Below are 17,588 nucleotides of genomic sequence, written 5' to 3'. Positions count from 1 at the left end.
GCTTACTTTCCGTAGTGTTCGCAAATTTCGTTGACCGCGCGGCACACGCGCTCGACGTCGCCTTCGTTCATCAGCGTGAAGAGCGGCAGCGTGACGGTGGTGGCGCCGAAGCGTTCGGCGTGCGGGAACATGCCTTCCTTGAAGCCGCGCGCGCGGTACAGGGAAAACAGGTGCAGCGCAGGGTAGTGCACGCCCGAGCCGATGCCGCGCTCCTTCAGTTCGCCCATGAAGCCGGCGCGGTCGATCGACAGTTTTTCGAGCGGCAGCGTGATCTGGAACATGTGCCAGTTGCTGTTTTCGAAGTCCGCGACGGGCAGGCCGACGCCGAGCTTCACGGCCGCGCCGCCTTCGAACTGCGCGAAGTACGCGCGCACGAGCTTCTTGCGCTGTGCGATGAAGCGCTCCAGATGCGGCAGCTGGCCGAGGCCGACGCGCGCGGCGACGTCGGTCAGGTTGTACTTGCCGCCGAGCACGTCGCAGTCCATGCCGTCGAAGCCGGTGCGCGTGATGCCCTGCAGCCGGTATTTTTGAGCGAGCACCGCTTCTTCCTCGTTGTTCAGCACGAGCGCGCCGCCTTCGACCGAGGTCAGGTTCTTGTTCGCGTGGAAGCTGAACGACACGATGTCGCCGAGCTTGCCGATGCGCTCGCCGTTCCAGGTCGAGCCGAACGCCTGCGCGGCGTCTTCGATCACGCGCAGCTTGTGCTCGCGGGCGATCGCGTACAGACGGTCCATGTCGACCGGCAAGCCGGACAGGAACACCGGCAGCAGCGCCTTGGTGCGCGGTGTGATGGCTTTTTCGAGCAGATCGAGATCGATGTTGCGCGTGATCGGGTCGATGTCGGCGAACACCGGCGTCGCGCCGGTTTCGAGGATCACGTTGCAGGTCGACACCCAGGTGGCCGGCGTCGTGATGACTTCGTCGCCGGGACCGACGCCGGCGATGCGCAGGCCGATTTCGAGCGTCGCCGTGCCGGAATTGAACGTGCGCACCGGGCGGCCGCCGCAGAACTCGGACAGCGCTGCCTCGAACTTCTGGTTCTGCGGGCCGGTGGTGATCCAGCCGGAACGCAGCACGTCGGCGACGCCCTGGATCGTTTCCTCGTCGATCTCGGGTTTGACAAACGGCAAAAACGGGACTTGTGACTGGCTCATGAATGCATCGCTCGATTGAAAGGGGCGCGGCCCGACGGGCGCGAAGTAAACCACAAACTACGCGCAAACCCAAGGCCGCGGCGGAAAAAACGCAACCGTGCAGCTTACCGCGCCCTACCTTACGTCAGGCTTAGGCGGCTCGTGTGCCGCGCGGGTTCCTGCGCGAGGCCCGGCGCCTAGCTGCGCGCGAGCACGACCACGCCGACCAGAATGATGCCGATGCCGACCAGCTTCTGCACCGACATCACTTCGCCGAACAGATACCACGCGGCGATCGCGTTGACCACGTAGCCAAGCGACAGCATCGGATACGCGATCGACACGTCCACACGCGAGAGCCCGATGATCCATACCGCCACGCTGATCACGTAGCAGGCGAGCCCGCCGATGATCGGCGGCTGGGTTGCCAGCTTGAAGCCGATGGGCAGGATGTTCGCACGGGTGAATTCGAAGTGTCCAACGGCATTCGTGCCGGCCTTGAGCAGCAGCTGCGCGCCGGCGTTCAGCGTGACGCCGGCGAGGATGCAGAAGAGGGAAATCGGGTTCATCGAACGGTCTGGTTCTCGAGAGGATTAGGGCTTTGCCGCGGGCGTGGAGGCGGGGGCAGCGGCGGCGGGAGCCCCGTCGGCGAGCGGCTTCATCACCACCACGCGACGCGGATCGCGCGCGATCACCTGCATCGGCACGCCTTGCTTGACGAGGCGCTCGTAGGTCGGCGGCGGGATCAGCGCGAGCGCGTAGCGATCGGCCTTCCAGCGCTCGATCCACGCTTGTTCCGTCGGCACCCATTTTTGCGGCTCGACGGACACGCCGAATGCGAGCTCGTCCGGGTGCGCGACCATGATCATCGTGTGGCCGATGTAGAACGGCAGCGTGTGGTCGAGCACGCCGACCGAGTAGAACGGCGTGTCGGGCGGCAGTTGCGCGAGTTTTGCCTTGATCGCGGGCGCGAGCGGCGCGCCGGAGCTCAGGCGTCCGAACACGTCGTGGCCGGTGCCCGCGATCGTGGCGAGCAGCAGCCAGCCCGCGCCGAACGCGGCGAGGCTGCCGAGGCCGACCCGCGCGTTGGCGCCCACGCCATCCTCGCCGCGGCGGTTCAGCCACAACGCGACCAGCGTGAGCACGAAAGCCACGGCCAGCCCGGCGAGCACCCACACGCGGAACTCGGCGTACAGCGCGGCTGGATTGCGCTGGGAGCCGAGGCGCGGCAGGAACAGCGCCGCAAACGCGGCGACCACGAAAAACAGCGCATAGCCCGCCAGATGCCGGCGCAGCTGCTCGCGCGTGACGAGCGGCAGGTACATGCCGATCAACATCGCGATCGGCGGCGCGATCGGCAGCGTGTAGGACAGCAGCTTCGAGTGCGACGCGCTGAAGAACAGGAAGATGAAGACGATCCACGTAAGCATCAGCGTGACCGGCGCGAAGCCGTTCGGCTGGCGCGGCTGACGCCACGCGTGGCGCACGCTTTGCACGGTTACCGACAGCCACGGCAGGAAGCCCACCAGCAGCACCGGCACGAAGTAGTAGAACGCGCCGGGGCGATTCTGCTCGGGCGTCAGATAGCGCTTGAACTGCTGGACGACGAAGAAGAAGTTCAGGAATTCCGGATTGCTCTGCTGCACGAGGACGAACCATGGCGCGACGATCGCGAAAAAGACGATCAGGCCGCTCACCAGGTGAAGCCGCTTCCACAGCGCCCAGTCGCGCGCGATCAGCGTGTAGAGCACCAGCACCGCGCCCGGCAGGATCAGCCCGACGAGGCCCTTGGAGAGCACCGCCAGCGCCATCGACGCCCAGCACACCCACATCCAGCCGCGCACGCACGGGAGGCGCAGGTTCGGGCGCTGCGCGAGCAGCAGCGCGCACAGCGTGAGGGTCATCCAGAACGACAGGCCCATGTCGAGCGTGTTGAAGTGGCCCATCAGGTTCCAGTACGGCGCGCAGGCGAGCACGAGCGCCGCGAACACGCCGGTCGCCGCGTTGAACACGCGCGCGCCGGTGAAGCCGATCAGCAGCACCCCGGCGAAGCCCGTCAGCGCGGTATAGAGGCGCGCCTGCCATTCGCCGATGCCGAACCACGCGAACGTCAGCGCGTTCGCCCAGGTTTGCAGCGGCGGCTTCTCGAAGTACTTGTAGGCGTTGTAGCGCGGTGTGATCCAGTCGCCGGTCAGGAACATTTCGCGCGCCATTTCGGCGTAGCGGCCTTCGTCGCTCGGCAGCAGATGGCGCCAGCCGAGCGGCACGAACCAGATCACGGCGAGAACCAGCACCAGCAACAGGATTGCGGTGCGGTTGAGCGGTAGCCTCGACGGCGTATCGTTCATGAAATATCAACCCTTCTTGTTATCGACGACGCGCGCACCGGCGCGGCGCGGGGGCCAGAACGGGGCCGGCGCCGGCGCGGGCTCGCGCGGGATGCGTCGGCGCCGGGCCCGCTCAGGCTTCGATCAGCAACGCGGCCGCGACCTTGCGGCCCTCGGCCATCAGAATGTTGTAGGTGCGGCAGGCGGCCTTGAAGTCCATCGTTTCGACGCCAATGCGTTTCGCGGTGAGCGCGGCGGTCAGCCGCGGGTGCGGAAAGCGCAGCCGCTCGCCACTGCCGAACACGACCACTTCGGGCGCGGCGTCGACCAGCATCGCGAAATGCTCGGCGCTCAGCCGCTCGAACGACGAGACGGGCCAGGGAATGACGGGCGCGTCCGGCAGCACGAGAATACTGCCCGCGTGACGCACCAGATTGATTTCGACGTAGTCGGCGCCGTAGCCGGTAACGGTATTCAGCGCGCCGCTGGAATCCTGATGTAATTTCAAATTGGTTTTCCGAAGTCGTCGTGAGACGTCATGCGTATTGCCGGCCTGGATGCACGTCGCACAGGCCGCGCGGTTCGACGCGTGTGACACACGAGAAGGCCGAAAAGGCTTGCCGTTGCGGGTGGTGCATTGCGGAAGTCGGCCAAAATCCGCTAAATTATAACTTTTTAGCCGCCTTGCGGCGCCCCTCGCTCAAGTGCCGCCACAAGCCGCGCTGAGCACATCGGCGTGGCCCACCGGCTACCTGTGCTGGCATCGCCCGCTTTCGCTGCGTTTTTTTCCCGCGCCGGAACCCGGAAAGCCGCGGCCGCTCGACAGTTCGACCCCATTTCGCAGTTGGCCGCCTTCGGTGGCGCCGCCGCGTCCGAATTCCCGTATCGGTGAATCCGAGCGGCCCGGTGACGTCAGCCGGGCCCCGTTTGCCCAAGGTTTGCCCCAGCCATCAACCAGGATGAAGTGCCCGCCGTGAAACCGATTCTCAAATCCAACAAATTGTTGAATGTCTGCTACGACATTCGCGGGCCCGTCCTCGAACACGCGAAGCGGCTCGAAGAAGAGGGCCACCGCATCATCAAGCTGAACATCGGCAATCTGGCGCCGTTCGGTTTCGAGGCACCCGATGAAATCATTCAGGACATGATCCTGAACCTGCCCAGCTCGTCGGGCTACTCCGATTCGAAGGGCGTGTTCGCCGCGCGCAAGGCGATCATGCACTACACGCAGCAAAAGGGCGTGCACGGCGTCGAGCTCGACGACATCTACATCGGCAACGGCGCGTCCGAGCTGATCGTGATGGCGCTGCAGGGCCTCGTCAACGACGGCGACGAAGTGCTGCTGCCCGCGCCTGACTACCCGCTGTGGACCGCCGGCGTGAGCCTCGCGGGCGGCACGCCGGTGCACTACATCTGTGACGAGTCGAATAGCTGGATGCCCGACCTCGACGACATCCGCGCGAAAATCACGCCGAACACGCGCGCGCTCGTCGTGATCAACCCGAACAACCCGACCGGCGCGCTGTATTCGGACGAACTGCTGCTCGGCCTGATCGAGATCGCGCGCCAGCACGGCCTCGTGATCTTCGCCGACGAGGTGTACGACAAGATCATCTACGACGGCAAGAAGCACACGTCGATGGCGTCGCTGTCCGAAGACGTGCTGACCGTCACCTTCAACAGCCTGTCGAAGAGCTACCGCTCGTGCGGCTACCGCGCCGGCTGGATGGCCATTTCGGGCCTGACCGGCGAGAACCGCCGGCTCGCGAAAGACTATCTGGAAGGGCTCGGCATCCTCGCATCGATGCGGCTGTGTCCGAACGTGCCCGGCCAGTATGCGATCCAGACCGCGCTCGGCGGCTATCAGAGCATCAACGACCTGATCGTGCCGAGCGGGCGCCTGTACAAGCAGCGCGAGCTCGCGTATGAGATGCTCACGGCGATCCCCGGTGTAAGCTGCGTGAAACCGGAAGCGGCGCTGTACATGTTCCCGCGCCTCGACCCGAAGGTGTATCCGATCCAGAACGACCAGCAGTTCATCCTCGACCTGCTGCTCGAAGAGCGCGTGCTGCTCGTGCAGGGCACCGGCTTCAACTGGAAGACGCCGGATCACTTCCGCGTCGTGTTCCTGCCGAACGTCGACGACCTCGCGGATTCGATCAACCGGATCGCGCGCTTCCTCGATGGCTACCGCAAGCGTCACACAGCCTGAGCCGGCCTCGCGTACGATGTGGCGCGTGACGCGGCCCATGAGGCGCGCCGCTCGTGCCACCCCAGACACCCTTTTCAAACCTCTAATAGAAACACACGCTGCATGGAACCGATCAAAGTTGGACTGCTGGGCTTCGGCACGGTAGGCAGCGGCACCTTCACGGTACTGCGCCGCAATCAGGAAGAAATCAAACGTCGCGCGGGTCGCGGCATCGAGATTGCGCGTATCGCCGTGCGCAACCCGGCCAAGGCGACCGCGGCGCTCGGCGGCGAAGCCGGCAGCGTGGCGCTGACCGATGACTTCAACGCGGTCGTCGACGATCCGTCGATCGCGATCGTCGCGGAAATGATCGGCGGCACCGGCATTGCGCGCGACCTCGTGCTGCGCGCGATCAACAACGGCAAGCACGTGGTCACCGCCAACAAGGCGCTGCTCGCCGTACATGGCACGGAGATTTTCGAGGCGGCGCGCGCGAACGGCGTGATGGTCGCGTTCGAAGCGGCGGTGGCGGGCGGCATTCCGATCATCAAGGCGCTGCGCGAAGGCCTGACGGCGAACCGTATCCAGTACATCGCCGGCATCATCAACGGTACGACGAACTACATCCTGTCGGAGATGCGCGACCGCGGGCTCGATTTCGCCACCGCGCTGAAGGCCGCGCAGGAACTCGGCTACGCGGAAGCGGACCCGACCTTCGACATCGAAGGCGTCGATGCCGCGCACAAGGCGACGATCATGAGCGCGATCGCGTTCGGCGTGCCGGTGCAGTTCGACCGCGCGTACGTCGAGGGCATCAGCAAGCTCGCCGCGATCGACATCAAATACGCCGAGGAACTCGGCTATCGCATCAAGCTGCTCGGCATCACGCGGCGCACCGACAAGGGCATCGAACTGCGCGTGCATCCCACCCTGATTCCGGAAAAGCGCCTGCTCGCGAACGTGGAAGGCGCGATGAACGCGGTCGTCGTGCATGGCGACGCGGTCGGCACGACGCTGTACTACGGCAAGGGCGCGGGCGCGGAGCCGACGGCGTCCGCGGTGGTTGCCGATCTGGTCGACGTGACGCGTCTGCACACGGCCGACCCCGAGCACCGCGTGCCGCATCTGGCGTTCCAGCCGGACAGCCTGTCGAACACGCCGATCCTGCCGATCGAAGAAGTCACGAGCGGCTACTACCTGCGCCTGCGCGTCGCCGACGTGACCGGCGTGCTCGCCGACATCACGCGCATTCTGGCGGACACCGGCATTTCGATCGACGCGCTGCTGCAGAAGGAATCGGAACTCGTCGACGCGAACGGCAAGGGCGAAACCGACATCCTGCTGATCACGCACGAGACGGTCGAAAAGCAGGTCAACGCCGCGATCAAGTCGATCGAGGCGCTGCAGACCGTCGTCTCGCAAGTCACGAAGCTGCGCATGGAAGCGCTGAACTAGGCCGAACTATGAACTACCTCTCCACGCGCGGCGCCGGAGCCGGCGAGCGCCATACCTTCTCCGACATCCTGCTCGGCGGTCTCGCGAAAGACGGCGGCCTGTATCTGCCGGCCGAATATCCGCGCGTCACCGCGGATGAACTCACGCGCTGGCGCACGCTGCCGTACGCGGATCTCGCGTTCGAGATCCTGTCGAAGTTCTGCGACGACATCCCCGCCGACGATCTGCGCGCGCTGACGCGCAAGACCTACACGGCCGCGACCTACTGCAACGTGCGCGACGACGAAAGCGCCGCGCAGATCACGCCGCTGAAGACGCTCGGCGTCGAAGACGGCGCGCCGCTGTCGCTGCTCGAACTGTCGAACGGGCCGACGCTCGCGTTCAAGGACATGGCGATGCAGCTGATCGGCAACCTGTTCGAGTACGCGCTCGCGAAGCACGGCGAAACGCTGAACATTCTCGGCGCGACCTCGGGCGATACCGGCAGCGCCGCCGAGTATGCGATGCGCGGCAAGCAGGGCATCCGCGTGTTCATGCTGTCGCCGCACAAAAAGATGAGCGCGTTCCAGACCGCCCAGATGTACAGCCTGCAAGACCCGAACATCTTCAACCTCGCGGTGGAAGGCGTGTTCGACGACGCGCAGGACATCGTGAAGGCGGTGTCGAACGATCACGCGTTCAAGGCGAAGTACAAGATCGGGACGGTCAATTCGATCAACTGGGCGCGGGTCGTCGCGCAGGTCGTCTATTACTTCAAGGGCTACTTTGCCGCGACGAAGTCGAATGACGAGCGCGTGTCGTTTACGGTGCCGTCTGGCAACTTCGGCAACGTGTGCGCGGGTCACATCGCGCGCATGATGGGTCTGCCGATCGAGAAGCTCGTCGTCGCGACCAACGAAAACGACGTGCTCGACGAGTTCTTCCGCACCGGCATCTACCGCGTGCGCAAGGCGGCCGAGACGTATCACACGAGCAGCCCGAGCATGGACATCTCGAAGGCGTCGAACTTCGAGCGTTTCGTGTACGACCTGCTCGGCCGCGATCCGGCGCGCGTGCTGCAACTGTTCCGTGACGTCGAGGAGAAGGGCGGTTTCGACCTCGCGGCGAGCGGCGACTTCGCGCGCGTGAGGGAGTTCGGTTTCGTGTCCGGCAGCAGCAACCACGACACCCGCGTGGAGACGATCCGCGACGTGTTCCAGCGCTACGACACGATGATCGACACGCACACGGCCGACGGCGTGAAGGTCGCGCGCGAGCATCTGCAACCGGGCATTCCGATGATCGTGCTCGAGACCGCGCAACCGATCAAGTTCGGCGAGACGATCCGCGAAGCGCTGCTGCGCGAACCGGAGCGGCCGGCGGCGTTCGCGGGGCTCGAGTCGCTGCCGCAGCGCTTCGAGGTCGTGCCCGCGGACGCGCAGCGGGTGAAGGACTTCATCGTCGCGAATACCGGCGAATAATGGCGACCGGCGAGGGCAAGCGGGCCGTGTGGGCTGTTTTCGGCTCACGCGGCATCCCGACGCCCACGCCCGCTCTACGAAAAAACGCTGGCCGCACCCCTCGCGGCCACGCAGCAAAAATCACAAAAAACTCTCCATGACGCCCGGCCGCCCAGGCTAACGGCATCGGCCGCTACAATGTTCTTTTAACCTGCGGCTTCGACACTCCAGATGTCCACACCCACGCCCCGCGCTCCGATGCTCGCCACTGCCGATGCGTTGGCGATCCTGCTCGACGCCGCGCGAGCGATCGACGGTATCGAAACGCTGCCGACGCTCGACGCGCTGAATCGCGTGCTCGCCACCGACGTCACCTCGCCGCTCGACGTGCCGCCGATGCACACGAGCGCGATGGACGGCTACGCAGTCCGTATCGCCGATCTCGCGCACGGCAGCCGCCTGCCGGTCTCGCAACGGATTCCGGCCGGCCATGCGCCGGCGCCGCTCGCGCCCCATAGCGCGGCGCGCATCTTCACCGGCGCGACGGTGCCCGCTGGCGCGGACGCGGTCGTGATGCAGGAGCAGACTGAGGTGGCCGGCGACGAAGTGACGATCGTGCATCGTCCGCAGGCGGGCGAGTGGATCACCGCGCGGGGCGCCGATATTCGCGCGGGCTCGGTGATCCTGCCGGCCGGCACGCGGCTCACGCCGCAGGCGTTGGGGCTTGCCGCGTCGGTCGGATGCGCGCAGCTCGAGGTGCGCCGTCGCGTGAAGGTCGCCGTGTTTTTCACCGGCGACGAACTGACGATGCCCGGCGAGCCGCTGAAGCCCGGCGCGATCTACAACTCGAATCGCTTCACGCTGCGCGGCCTGCTCGAGAAGCTCGGCTGTGACGTGACCGACTACGGCATCGTCGCCGATCAGCTCGACGCGACCCGCGCAACGCTGCGCGAGGCCGCTGAGGCGCACGATCTGATTCTCACCTGCGGCGGCGTGTCGGTCGGCGAGGAGGATCACGTGAAGCCGGCGGTCGAGGCCGAAGGGCGTCTGTCGATGTGGCAGATCGCGATGAAGCCGGGCAAGCCGCTCGCATTCGGCGCGGTGCGCCGTGGCGCGGCGGGCACGGCCGAAACGTTTTTCATCGGCCTGCCGGGCAATCCGGTGTCGAGCTTCGTCACGTTCCTGCTGTTCGTGCGTCCGTTCGTGCTGCGGCTGGCCGGCGTGCAGGCGGTCGCGCCGCGCGCGCTGTCGCTGCGCGCGGACTTCACGCAGGGCAAGGCCGATCGTCGCAACGAATTCCTGCGCGCGCGCGTCAACGCGGCCGGCGGGCTCGAACTGTTTGCCAATCAGAGCTCGGCCGTGTTGACGTCGACCGTGTGGGGCGACGGCCTGATCGACAATCCGCCGAACCACGCGATCAGCGCCGGCGAAACCGTGCGCTTCATTCCGTTTTCCGAACTGCTGAACTGAGGCAGGCTATCCGAGGCATGCGCGGCATGCGCGGCACAAACCGGCGGTATCCCGATGAAGATTGAACTCCGATACTTTGCGAGCGTACGTGAAGCGCTCAATACCTCCGACGAAACCGTCGAGGTGCCCGACGGCATCGCGACCGTCGGCGACGTGCGCGCGTGGCTGCGCGTGCGTGGCGGCATCTGGGCCGAGACGCTCGCCGAAGGCCGCGCGCTGCGCATGGCCTGCAACCACGTGATGACCAACGCGAGCACGCGTATTACCGAAGGCTGCGAGGTCGCGTTCTTCCCGCCCGTCACCGGCGGCTGAGCCGCGCTCACGCCCATCATCACGTTCACGCCAGCGACAAAAGCCCTCAGGAGTCACCCATGCCCGTTCGCGTCCAGACCGAAGACTTCGACCTCAGCGCCGAGGTGGCCGCGCTGCGCGCGCGCAATCCGACGATCGGCGCGGTCGCGTGCTTCGTCGGCACCGTGCGCGACCTGAACGAGGGCAGCGCGGTCGAGACGATGGAGCTCGAACACTATCCGGGCATGACGGAGAAGTCGCTCGAGGCGATCGTCGAGCGTGCGCGCGAACGCTGGCCGGGCATCGAGGTACTGATCGTGCATCGTGTTGGCAAGCTGTATCCGCTCGATCAGATCGTGCTCGTGGTGACGACGGCCGCGCATCGCGGTGACGCGTTTGCGTCGTGCGAATTCGTGATGGACTATCTGAAGACCGAAGCGCCGTTCTGGAAGAAAGAGAAAACCGACGCGGGCGAGCGCTGGGTCGACGCGCGCGTGACCGACGATGCCGCGCTCGCGCGCTGGGGCATCGCATCGGGAAACCAGACGGCGGAGTAGCCGAACCGCGGGCCACGGCGCTGCGGTGGCGCACGCGGCGCGTTTGTGTCAGGCGGGTCGGCGCCGACCGACGTTCACTGGTCCCGTGAGCGTCCGATGATCGGCACCGGAAACGGCTCCCCAGCCGGCCGCGACGGCTGCTCGCCATCGTCGTCAGCATCGCGGGGCCGACGCTTCGGCGCCACCCGCTCGAGCAGCGCCTGCTGCTCAGCCGGAATCTTGTAATCCCAGCCGTAACGGCTCAGTTGCAGACTCTGCGCAATCCGTAGCGCCGGCTCCATGAAACGGACCGCCGCGGCCGGTTGATAGTGCGATTCGACCGTATCCAGGAACAGGTACAGCCAGCGGCTGAAGTGCTGCGGCTCGATGCCTTCGAGCGGCTGATGCACCTGCTGCACGTTGCCGCGATACTGCTTCGCGCCGAGCACGAGGCTGTTCCAGAATGTGCACATCTTCGGCAGATGGTCGTCCCAGCGGCCCTCGAGCTTCGCGTCGAAGACCGGACCGAGCAGCGGATCGGCGCGCACACGATCGTAAAAGCCGTAGACGAGCTCGCGGATATTGGCCTCGGTGGGTTCGGCCGCGCGCTCGACCGGTGGCGCGGCGGGGAAAGACGGATTCATGCGGATTCCAGAAAAATACGTTTGCCGATGGCGGCGGCTTAACTGAACTTCGAACCCCCCGTTTTTCTAACAAACGGTTGATGCGGAAAAAGCTACTATTGCTATCCGACACAGCTTTGCAACGCGATTCGAGCAACGACGCCGCCAGCCACTGATGTTAGGGCGCGGCGCAGATTCACCGCAACCCTTGCGTCGACGCGGTTATCGGGCACGTTCAACGCACTTGCTCGCAGCTTTTCAAGCTATACCAGGACCTATGAGACTTACCGACTATACGGATTACGCGCTGCGCGTGCTGCTGTACCTCGCGGTGCGGGGCGACGGATTATCGACGATTCATGACATTTCGGAAGCTTACGGCATCTCGAAGAATCATCTGATGAAGGTCGTGCAGCAACTGGGTGAACTGGGCTGGGTCGAAACCGTGCGCGGCCGCAACGGCGGGTTGCGGCTCGCCGCACAATCGCTGTCGCTGACCGTCGGCGACGTGGTGCGGGTCACGGAAAGCGACTTTGCGCTGGTCGGCTGTCTGCCGGACCGGCAAGGCCAACAGCGGCCTTGCGTCATCACGCCGCACTGCCGGCTGCGCGGCGCGCTGCAGGCGGCGAGCCTCGCTTTTCTCGCCGAACTCGATCGCTTTACCATCGGCGAAGTCGCGCAACCGAAAAGTCCGCTCGCGGCATTGCTCGGGTTAGGACCCAACGTTCAGAGGGTGCCGCTGCCGATTCCGGTGGCATCGGATGGCACGCGTGGCGGCAGTTCGGCGACGTTGGGCCACAAGAGCTAGGACATCGAGTCGGCTCCAGGTGCGCAAACCCGTCCGGCCGCCTCACCGGGGAAGGATCGCGGCAGTTCTTGCGCTCAAATGTTAAATAGTTGCGACCGAGGCCAAAAAAGCGCTTGAAACCCTAATAAATCGCCTCATTTTGGTGGTAATCGAAATTGGAGGTCTCTTGATGAGAATCGACAAACTCACCACTAAATTCCAGGAAGCACTCGCGGACGCCCAGAGTCTGGCGGTTGGCCACGACAATCAGTACATCGAACCCGTTCACGTGCTGGCGGCACTCGTCGCGCAGCAGGACGGCTCCGCTCGCTCGCTGCTATCGCGCGCCGGCGTGCATGTACAACCTCTACAGACCGCACTGAACGACGCGATCACGCGGCTGCCCCAGGTGCAAGGCACTGACGGCAACGTGCAGATCGGCCGTGAACTGACCGGTCTGTTGAACCAGGCCGACAAGGAAGCGCAAAAGCTCAACGACACGTTCATCGCGAGCGAAATGTTCCTGCTCGCGGTCGCCGACGACAAAGGCGACGTGGGCCGTCTCGCGCGCGAGCACGGCTTGTCGCGCAAGGCGCTCGAAACCGCGATCGCCGCGGTGCGCGGCGGCTCGCAGGTGCATAGCCAGGACGCCGAAAGCCAGCGCGAAGCGCTGAAGAAATACACGATCGACCTGACCGAGCGCGCCCGCGCCGGCAAGCTCGATCCGGTGATCGGCCGCGACGACGAAATCCGCCGTTCCATCCAGATCCTGCAGCGCCGCACCAAGAACAACCCGGTGCTGATCGGCGAGCCGGGCGTTGGCAAGACCGCGATCGTCGAAGGACTCGCGCAGCGCATCGTCAACGGCGAAGTGCCGGAAACGCTAAAGAACAAGCGCGTGCTGTCGCTCGACATGGCCGCGCTGCTCGCGGGCGCGAAATATCGCGGCGAGTTCGAAGAGCGCCTGAAGGCCGTGCTCAACGACATCGCGAAGGACGAAGGCCAAACCATCGTCTTCATCGACGAGATTCACACGATGGTCGGTGCCGGCAAGGCCGAGGGCGCGATGGACGCGGGCAACATGCTGAAGCCGGCGCTGTCGCGCGGCGAACTGCATTGTGTCGGCGCGACCACGCTCGACGAATACCGCAAGTACATCGAGAAGGATGCCGCGCTCGAGCGCCGTTTCCAGAAGGTGCTGGTGGACGAACCGTCGGTCGAGGCGACCATCGCGATCCTGCGCGGTCTTCAGGAGCGCTATGAGCTGCACCACGGCGTCGACATCACCGACCCGGCGATCGTCGCGGCGGCGGAGCTGTCGCATCGCTACATCACGGACCGCTTCCTGCCGGACAAGGCGATCGACCTGATCGACGAAGCCGCGTCGAAGATCAAGATGGAAATCGACTCGAAGCCGGAGGAGATGGACCGGCTCGACCGTCGTCTGATCCAGCTGAAGATCGAACGCGAAGCGGTGAAGAAGGAGAAGGACGAAGCGTCGCAAAAGCGTCTGCAACTGATCGAAGAGGAAATCGAACGCCTGAACCGTGAATATTCGGACCTCGAAGAAATCTGGACCGCCGAAAAAGCAGCGGTGCAGGGCAGCGCGCAGTTGAAGGAAGAGATCGAGAAGACGCGCGCGGAAATCGTGCGTCTGCAGCGCGAGGGCAAGCTCGAGAAGGTCGCCGAACTTCAGTACGGCAAGCTGCCGGGGCTCGAAGCGCAGTTGAAGGAAGTCACGCGCGCCGAAGCCGAGGAGCAGAACAGTCCGAAGCGTCCGCGTCTGTTGCGCACGCAGGTCGGCGCGGAAGAGATCGCCGAAGTGGTGTCGCGGGCCACCGGTATTCCGGTGTCGCGCATGATGCAAGGCGAGCGCGAAAAGCTGCTGCAGATCGAGTCGAAGCTGCATGAGCGCGTGGTCGGCCAGGACGAGGCGATCAGCGCGGTCGCCGATGCGATCCGCCGCTCGCGGGCGGGTCTGGCGGACCCGAACCGGCCGTACGGCTCGTTCCTGTTCCTGGGGCCGACCGGCGTCGGCAAGACCGAGCTTTGCAAGGCGTTGGCGTCGTTCCTGTTCGATTCGGAAGAGCACCTGATCCGTATCGACATGAGCGAGTTCATGGAGAAGCACAGCGTCGCGCGTCTGATCGGCGCGCCGCCGGGATACGTCGGCTACGAGGAGGGCGGCTATCTGACCGAGGCCGTGCGCCGCAAGCCGTATAGCGTGATCCTGCTCGACGAAATCGAGAAGGCGCATCCGGACGTGTTCAACGTGCTGCTGCAGGTGCTCGACGATGGCCGCATGACCGATGGCCAAGGCCGCACCGTCGACTTCAAGAACACGGTGATCGTGATGACCTCGAACCTCGGCTCGCAGGTGATCCAGGCGATGGTCGGCGAGCCGCAGGAAGCGGTGAAGGACGCGGTGTGGGAAGAGGTGAAGCTGCACTTCCGGCCCGAGTTCCTGAACCGGATCGACGACGTCGTGGTGTTCCATGCGCTCGATCGCTCGAACATCCAGTCGATCGCGCGGATCCAGTTGCAGCGTCTGCACGAGCGGCTCGCGAAGCTCGACATGCAGCTGGTGGTATCGGACGCGGCGCTCGAGCACATCGGCAAGGTCGGCTACGACCCGCTGTTCGGTGCGCGGCCGCTGAAGCGCGCGATCCAGCAGGAGATCGAGAACCCGATCGCGAAGCTGATTCTGGCCGGCAAGTTCGGTCCGAAGGATGTCATTCCGGTCGAAGTGGACGACGGTGAGCTGCGGTTCGAACGCGTCGTGCACTGAGCGCGATGGCTGGATGACGCGACGGGACGGCGGTAGTCGAGTCGTTCCCGCCAACGTTAAGAAACCGGCAACGAAGGCGACTTCGTTGCCGGTTTTTTTTGCCCGCCGTTTTCAAACCGGGCGTCGACCTCGACCGGCAGCATGAGCCGCCGTTAGTGCATCGCGCACTGCGTGCTCAAGCGTTGCCCTTGTTGCCGAGCAGCGCCGACAGGCCGCCGAGTGCGCCGAGCACCGTGGTCGCGTTCAGCTTGCCATCGGCCGGCACTTCGCCTTCCGGCGTGGCCGCGTTGACGACGTGCGGCAGGATCTGCGACAGCAGACCCGTCACCTGATCCGGCTGGACGCCGGCCTTGGCGGCGAGGCCGCTGACGGCCTCGGAGCCGAGCACGTTATGCAGCGCGTCGGGCGCGATCGGCTGGTTTTCGCCGTTGCCGACCCACGACGACACGACGTCGCCGAGGCCCTTTTCCTGGAAGCGCTGGATCAGGCCGTTCAGGCCACCAGGCTGGTTATTGACGAATTCGAGCGCGGCTGCGATCAGCGCTTGCTGGCCGCCGCCTTCTGGCGATTTGCCAAGCAGGGAACCGATGGTGTCGAGTAGGCTCATGACGGTCTCTCTTGAATGCCGGCGCGTGCATGACGGCCGGGCGGGTGACGACGACGCGCGGTTGCGCGTCGCGGTGAAACGCAAGGGCGGCAGCCCCGCCGGCTCAAGCGCCGGACGCAGCCGCGGCGGATGCCGCCTTGCTCTTCTTCGCTTTCTTCTTCGAAGCCTTGGTGCCGGATGCTTCGGCCGGTGCGCTAGCTGCCGCGGCGGCCGGCGCCGCAGCGGCTGTCGCGTCGGATGCAGCGGCCTTCTTCTTCGACTTCGACGGCTTCGCGGCCGACGCGGGAGCAGCCGCGGCCGGCGCTGCCGTCGTGGCAGCGGGCGCGGCGGCGGTGGTTGCCGCGGGAGCCGCCGGCGTCGTCTTCGTGGCCGACTTGGTCGACGTCTTCCCGCCGGTCGGCGGCGCCGACGAGCCGTTGATCGTCAGTCCGGCCGCTTCGAGGTTCTCGACCGATTTCTGGCCGAGGCCCTTCACGCGCGCGGCGAGATCGTCGGCATTCTTGAACGGGCCGTTTTTGGCGCGTTCGTCGAGGATCGCTTTCGCATGCACGGGGCCGATGCCCTTGACCGATTCGAGCGCGGCCTGATCGGCGGTATTCACTTCCACGGCCGCGGCAAATCCGGCCGACAGCGACAAAGCCACAGCGACGCAAAGCATGAAAAGCTTCTTCAGCATGGCAAGCACTCCATTGAGGGCAAAAAGTTAGCCGGGAACGGACGACCTATCCTGTCAGCGGGCGCTGCGTTTAAGCATAGAACAAATCGCAGACCCGATTTGAGATAGCGGTCGATTTATACCGATCGATCGATGACAAGTAAATCCGGCCACACAATCTTTAAAACTTTTAGCCGCATGCAATTCCGGTGAATTTATCGGTGGATACCGGTCACGATAAAGCGCTTGCGATAAAGAATGGGTAACGCCGGCGGATGACACCGTCCGACGCTTGACTTAGAGTGCACTCGAAGTCCTAACCTGAGTCCGTCATGTCGAAACACTCAACCGCGCTCACCATCGGTCAGGTCGCCGAAACGATCGGCGTATCCACGCACACGCTGCGCTATTACGAGCAGGCCGGCCTGATCCGGCCGGTCGGGCGCACGCAGGCGGGGCACCGGCTGTACTCGCCGGCCGATCTCGACTGGTTACGCTTCGTGATGCGTCTGAAGACGACGGGCATGTCGATTTCCGGCATGCAGCAGATCGCCGCGCTGCGCGCGCAAGGCCATCTGACGATGCGCGAGCGCCGCGACCTGCTGGTCGCGCATCGCACCGTGCTGCTCGCGCGGATCGCCGAACTGCAGAGCAACCTCGGCGCGATCGACGACAAGATCGCGTACTACGAGGCAGCCACGAGCGGCGCGCTTGAGCCCGATCCGGCACGACAGGACGACGAAGCCTCGTCGTCCTCACACGCCAATGAGGACTTGCAATGGACTACGCAGACAACGACCGCTACACGCGCGGATGGGACAAGCTCAGGGAAATCGACGGTTCGGCGGGCGAGCAGGTAATCGCCGCGCTTGCACCGATCGCGCCGGAATTCGGGCGCCTGCTGATCGAATTCGGCTTCGGCGACATCTACAGCCGGCCGCAGCTCGATCTGCGCACGCGTGAGATTGCGACGATCGCGTCGCTCGCGACCCTCGGCTGTGCGCAGCCGCAGTTGAAAGTGCATATCGAGGCGGCGCTGAACGTCGGCTGCACGCGCGAGCAGATCGTCGAGGTGTTCATGCAGATGGCGCTTTATGCGGGCTTTCCGGCCGCGCTCAATGCGTTGTTCGCGGCGCGCGAAATATTCGAGGCCAGGGATCGGGAGGGGGAGGCCGCGTGCGCCGCGTGAGAGGGCTGATCTGCACGGGGAGAGGGATGGCGGATGCAGGACGGCTAGAGTCTCGCCCCCGGTTTTGGGGTGCAACTAACGGTCCCATCAGTTCGAT

Annotated in this window: 17 protein-coding genes; 10 read left to right on the top strand and 7 right to left on the bottom strand. The window is 65.1% G+C overall.

Annotated elements, in window-relative coordinates; translation table 11 throughout:
* Window positions 1-2: 2 nt before the first annotated feature.
* The 4 genes from AB3X94_RS17030 to AB3X94_RS17015 all read right to left on the bottom strand — a co-directional run bounded on the left by AB3X94_RS17030 (window position 3) and on the right by AB3X94_RS17015 (window position 3,968).
* Window positions 3-1,154, bottom strand: a complete 1,152-nt coding sequence (locus AB3X94_RS17030; RefSeq protein ID WP_368612144.1) for a DegT/DnrJ/EryC1/StrS family aminotransferase — start codon at window positions 1,152-1,154, stop codon at window positions 3-5.
* A gap of 176 nt (window positions 1,155-1,330) precedes the next feature.
* A complete protein-coding gene (locus AB3X94_RS17025) occupies window positions 1,331-1,702 on the bottom strand; it encodes an SMR family transporter (RefSeq protein WP_013089326.1) in 372 nt (123 codons plus the stop codon).
* A gap of 24 nt (window positions 1,703-1,726) precedes the next feature.
* Window positions 1,727-3,481, bottom strand: a complete 1,755-nt coding sequence (locus AB3X94_RS17020; RefSeq protein ID WP_368612143.1) for a glycosyltransferase family 39 protein — start codon at window positions 3,479-3,481, stop codon at window positions 1,727-1,729.
* Window positions 3,482-3,593: 112 nt separating this feature from the next.
* Window positions 3,594-3,968 (bottom strand): Mth938-like domain-containing protein, encoded by a 375-nt coding sequence (locus AB3X94_RS17015; RefSeq protein WP_176108671.1) that lies wholly within the window; start codon window positions 3,966-3,968, stop codon window positions 3,594-3,596.
* Between the two features lie 456 nt (window positions 3,969-4,424).
* On the opposite strand from AB3X94_RS17015, the gene AB3X94_RS17010 reads away from it, so the two are divergent.
* From AB3X94_RS17010 to AB3X94_RS16985, 6 genes are all read left to right on the top strand, one after another.
* The gene (locus AB3X94_RS17010; RefSeq protein WP_309235140.1) at window positions 4,425-5,672 is read left to right on the top strand and encodes a pyridoxal phosphate-dependent aminotransferase; all 1,248 of its coding nucleotides are present in this window, start codon (window positions 4,425-4,427) and stop codon (window positions 5,670-5,672) included.
* Between the two features lie 102 nt (window positions 5,673-5,774).
* Window positions 5,775-7,106 carry a homoserine dehydrogenase gene (locus AB3X94_RS17005; protein WP_368588997.1) on the top strand — a complete coding sequence of 444 codons (1,332 nt, stop codon included), beginning with the start codon at window positions 5,775-5,777 and terminating at the stop codon, window positions 7,104-7,106.
* Window positions 7,107-7,114: 8 nt separating this feature from the next.
* The gene (thrC, locus tag AB3X94_RS17000) at window positions 7,115-8,566 is read left to right on the top strand and encodes a threonine synthase (RefSeq protein ID WP_368612142.1); all 1,452 of its coding nucleotides are present in this window, start codon (window positions 7,115-7,117) and stop codon (window positions 8,564-8,566) included.
* 237 nt (window positions 8,567-8,803) lie between these two features.
* Window positions 8,804-10,015, top strand: coding sequence for a gephyrin-like molybdotransferase Glp (glp, locus tag AB3X94_RS16995; RefSeq protein ID WP_368612269.1), 1,212 nt, complete (start codon window positions 8,804-8,806; stop codon window positions 10,013-10,015).
* Between the two features lie 54 nt (window positions 10,016-10,069).
* On the top strand, window positions 10,070-10,327 hold the full coding sequence (gene moaD / locus AB3X94_RS16990; protein ID WP_368612141.1) for a molybdopterin converting factor subunit 1: 258 nt from the start codon (window positions 10,070-10,072) through the stop codon (window positions 10,325-10,327).
* 59 nt (window positions 10,328-10,386) lie between these two features.
* The gene (locus AB3X94_RS16985) at window positions 10,387-10,863 is read left to right on the top strand and encodes a molybdenum cofactor biosynthesis protein MoaE (RefSeq protein WP_176108665.1); all 477 of its coding nucleotides are present in this window, start codon (window positions 10,387-10,389) and stop codon (window positions 10,861-10,863) included.
* Window positions 10,864-10,937: 74 nt separating this feature from the next.
* Here AB3X94_RS16985 and AB3X94_RS16980 read toward each other — a convergent pair whose 3' ends face one another.
* Window positions 10,938-11,486 carry a group III truncated hemoglobin gene (locus tag AB3X94_RS16980; protein ID WP_368612140.1) on the bottom strand — a complete coding sequence of 183 codons (549 nt, stop codon included), beginning with the start codon at window positions 11,484-11,486 and terminating at the stop codon, window positions 10,938-10,940.
* A gap of 256 nt (window positions 11,487-11,742) precedes the next feature.
* On the opposite strand from AB3X94_RS16980, the gene AB3X94_RS16975 reads away from it, so the two are divergent.
* Window positions 11,743-12,273, top strand: coding sequence for an Rrf2 family transcriptional regulator (locus AB3X94_RS16975; protein ID WP_368612139.1), 531 nt, complete (start codon window positions 11,743-11,745; stop codon window positions 12,271-12,273).
* A 169-nt stretch (window positions 12,274-12,442) separates the two neighbouring features.
* Window positions 12,443-15,040 carry an ATP-dependent chaperone ClpB gene (clpB, locus tag AB3X94_RS16970; RefSeq protein ID WP_184129992.1) on the top strand — a complete coding sequence of 866 codons (2,598 nt, stop codon included), beginning with the start codon at window positions 12,443-12,445 and terminating at the stop codon, window positions 15,038-15,040.
* 175 nt (window positions 15,041-15,215) lie between these two features.
* Here clpB and AB3X94_RS16965 read toward each other — a convergent pair whose 3' ends face one another.
* On the bottom strand, window positions 15,216-15,647 hold the full coding sequence (locus AB3X94_RS16965) for a YidB family protein (protein WP_176108661.1): 432 nt from the start codon (window positions 15,645-15,647) through the stop codon (window positions 15,216-15,218).
* A 103-nt stretch (window positions 15,648-15,750) separates the two neighbouring features.
* On the bottom strand, window positions 15,751-16,323 hold the full coding sequence (locus AB3X94_RS16960) for a ComEA family DNA-binding protein (protein WP_368612138.1): 573 nt from the start codon (window positions 16,321-16,323) through the stop codon (window positions 15,751-15,753).
* A gap of 311 nt (window positions 16,324-16,634) precedes the next feature.
* Here AB3X94_RS16960 and AB3X94_RS16955 point away from each other — a divergent pair, with 311 nt between their 5' ends.
* Both AB3X94_RS16955 and AB3X94_RS16950 read left to right on the top strand, forming a co-directional pair.
* Window positions 16,635-17,162 carry a MerR family transcriptional regulator gene (locus tag AB3X94_RS16955; RefSeq protein ID WP_176108659.1) on the top strand — a complete coding sequence of 176 codons (528 nt, stop codon included), beginning with the start codon at window positions 16,635-16,637 and terminating at the stop codon, window positions 17,160-17,162.
* On the top strand, window positions 17,081-17,491 hold the full coding sequence (locus tag AB3X94_RS16950; RefSeq protein WP_176108658.1) for a carboxymuconolactone decarboxylase family protein: 411 nt from the start codon (window positions 17,081-17,083) through the stop codon (window positions 17,489-17,491). The genes AB3X94_RS16955 and AB3X94_RS16950 overlap by 82 nt, the downstream gene beginning before the upstream one ends.
* The last annotated feature ends 97 nt before the right edge of the window (window positions 17,492-17,588 follow it).

The sequence above is a fragment of the Paraburkholderia sp. BR10923 genome (genome assembly GCF_040948765.1).
GTDB lineage: Bacteria > Pseudomonadota > Gammaproteobacteria > Burkholderiales > Burkholderiaceae > Paraburkholderia > Paraburkholderia youngii.
The sequence above is the reverse complement of the archived record's forward strand: the minus strand, read 5'-3'. Positions and strand labels throughout refer to the sequence as shown.

Bases quoted from the DNA above. Each gene is read 5' to 3' on its own strand.
- AB3X94_RS16985 (WP_176108665.1), top strand. From the start codon at position 10,387: ATGCCCGTTCGCGTCCAGACCGAAGACTTCGACCTCAGCGCCGAGGTG.
- AB3X94_RS17030 (WP_368612144.1), bottom strand. From the start codon at position 1,154: ATGAGCCAGTCACAAGTCCCGTTTTTGCCGTTTGTCAAACCCGAGATC.
- AB3X94_RS16955 (WP_176108659.1), top strand. From the start codon at position 16,635: ATGTCGAAACACTCAACCGCGCTCACCATCGGTCAGGTCGCCGAAACG.
- AB3X94_RS16965 (WP_176108661.1), bottom strand. From the start codon at position 15,647: ATGAGCCTACTCGACACCATCGGTTCCCTGCTTGGCAAATCGCCAGAA.
- AB3X94_RS17020 (WP_368612143.1), bottom strand. From the start codon at position 3,481: ATGAACGATACGCCGTCGAGGCTACCGCTCAACCGCACCGCAATCCTG.
- AB3X94_RS17025 (WP_013089326.1), bottom strand. From the start codon at position 1,702: ATGAACCCGATTTCCCTCTTCTGCATCCTCGCCGGCGTCACGCTGAAC.
- moaD (WP_368612141.1), top strand. From the start codon at position 10,070: ATGAAGATTGAACTCCGATACTTTGCGAGCGTACGTGAAGCGCTCAAT.
- AB3X94_RS17005 (WP_368588997.1), top strand. From the start codon at position 5,775: ATGGAACCGATCAAAGTTGGACTGCTGGGCTTCGGCACGGTAGGCAGC.
- clpB (WP_184129992.1), top strand. From the start codon at position 12,443: ATGAGAATCGACAAACTCACCACTAAATTCCAGGAAGCACTCGCGGAC.
- AB3X94_RS16980 (WP_368612140.1), bottom strand. From the start codon at position 11,486: ATGAATCCGTCTTTCCCCGCCGCGCCACCGGTCGAGCGCGCGGCCGAA.
- thrC (WP_368612142.1), top strand. From the start codon at position 7,115: ATGAACTACCTCTCCACGCGCGGCGCCGGAGCCGGCGAGCGCCATACC.
- AB3X94_RS16975 (WP_368612139.1), top strand. From the start codon at position 11,743: ATGAGACTTACCGACTATACGGATTACGCGCTGCGCGTGCTGCTGTAC.
- AB3X94_RS16950 (WP_176108658.1), top strand. From the start codon at position 17,081: ATGGACTACGCAGACAACGACCGCTACACGCGCGGATGGGACAAGCTC.
- AB3X94_RS16960 (WP_368612138.1), bottom strand. From the start codon at position 16,323: ATGCTGAAGAAGCTTTTCATGCTTTGCGTCGCTGTGGCTTTGTCGCTG.
- glp (WP_368612269.1), top strand. From the start codon at position 8,804: ATGCTCGCCACTGCCGATGCGTTGGCGATCCTGCTCGACGCCGCGCGA.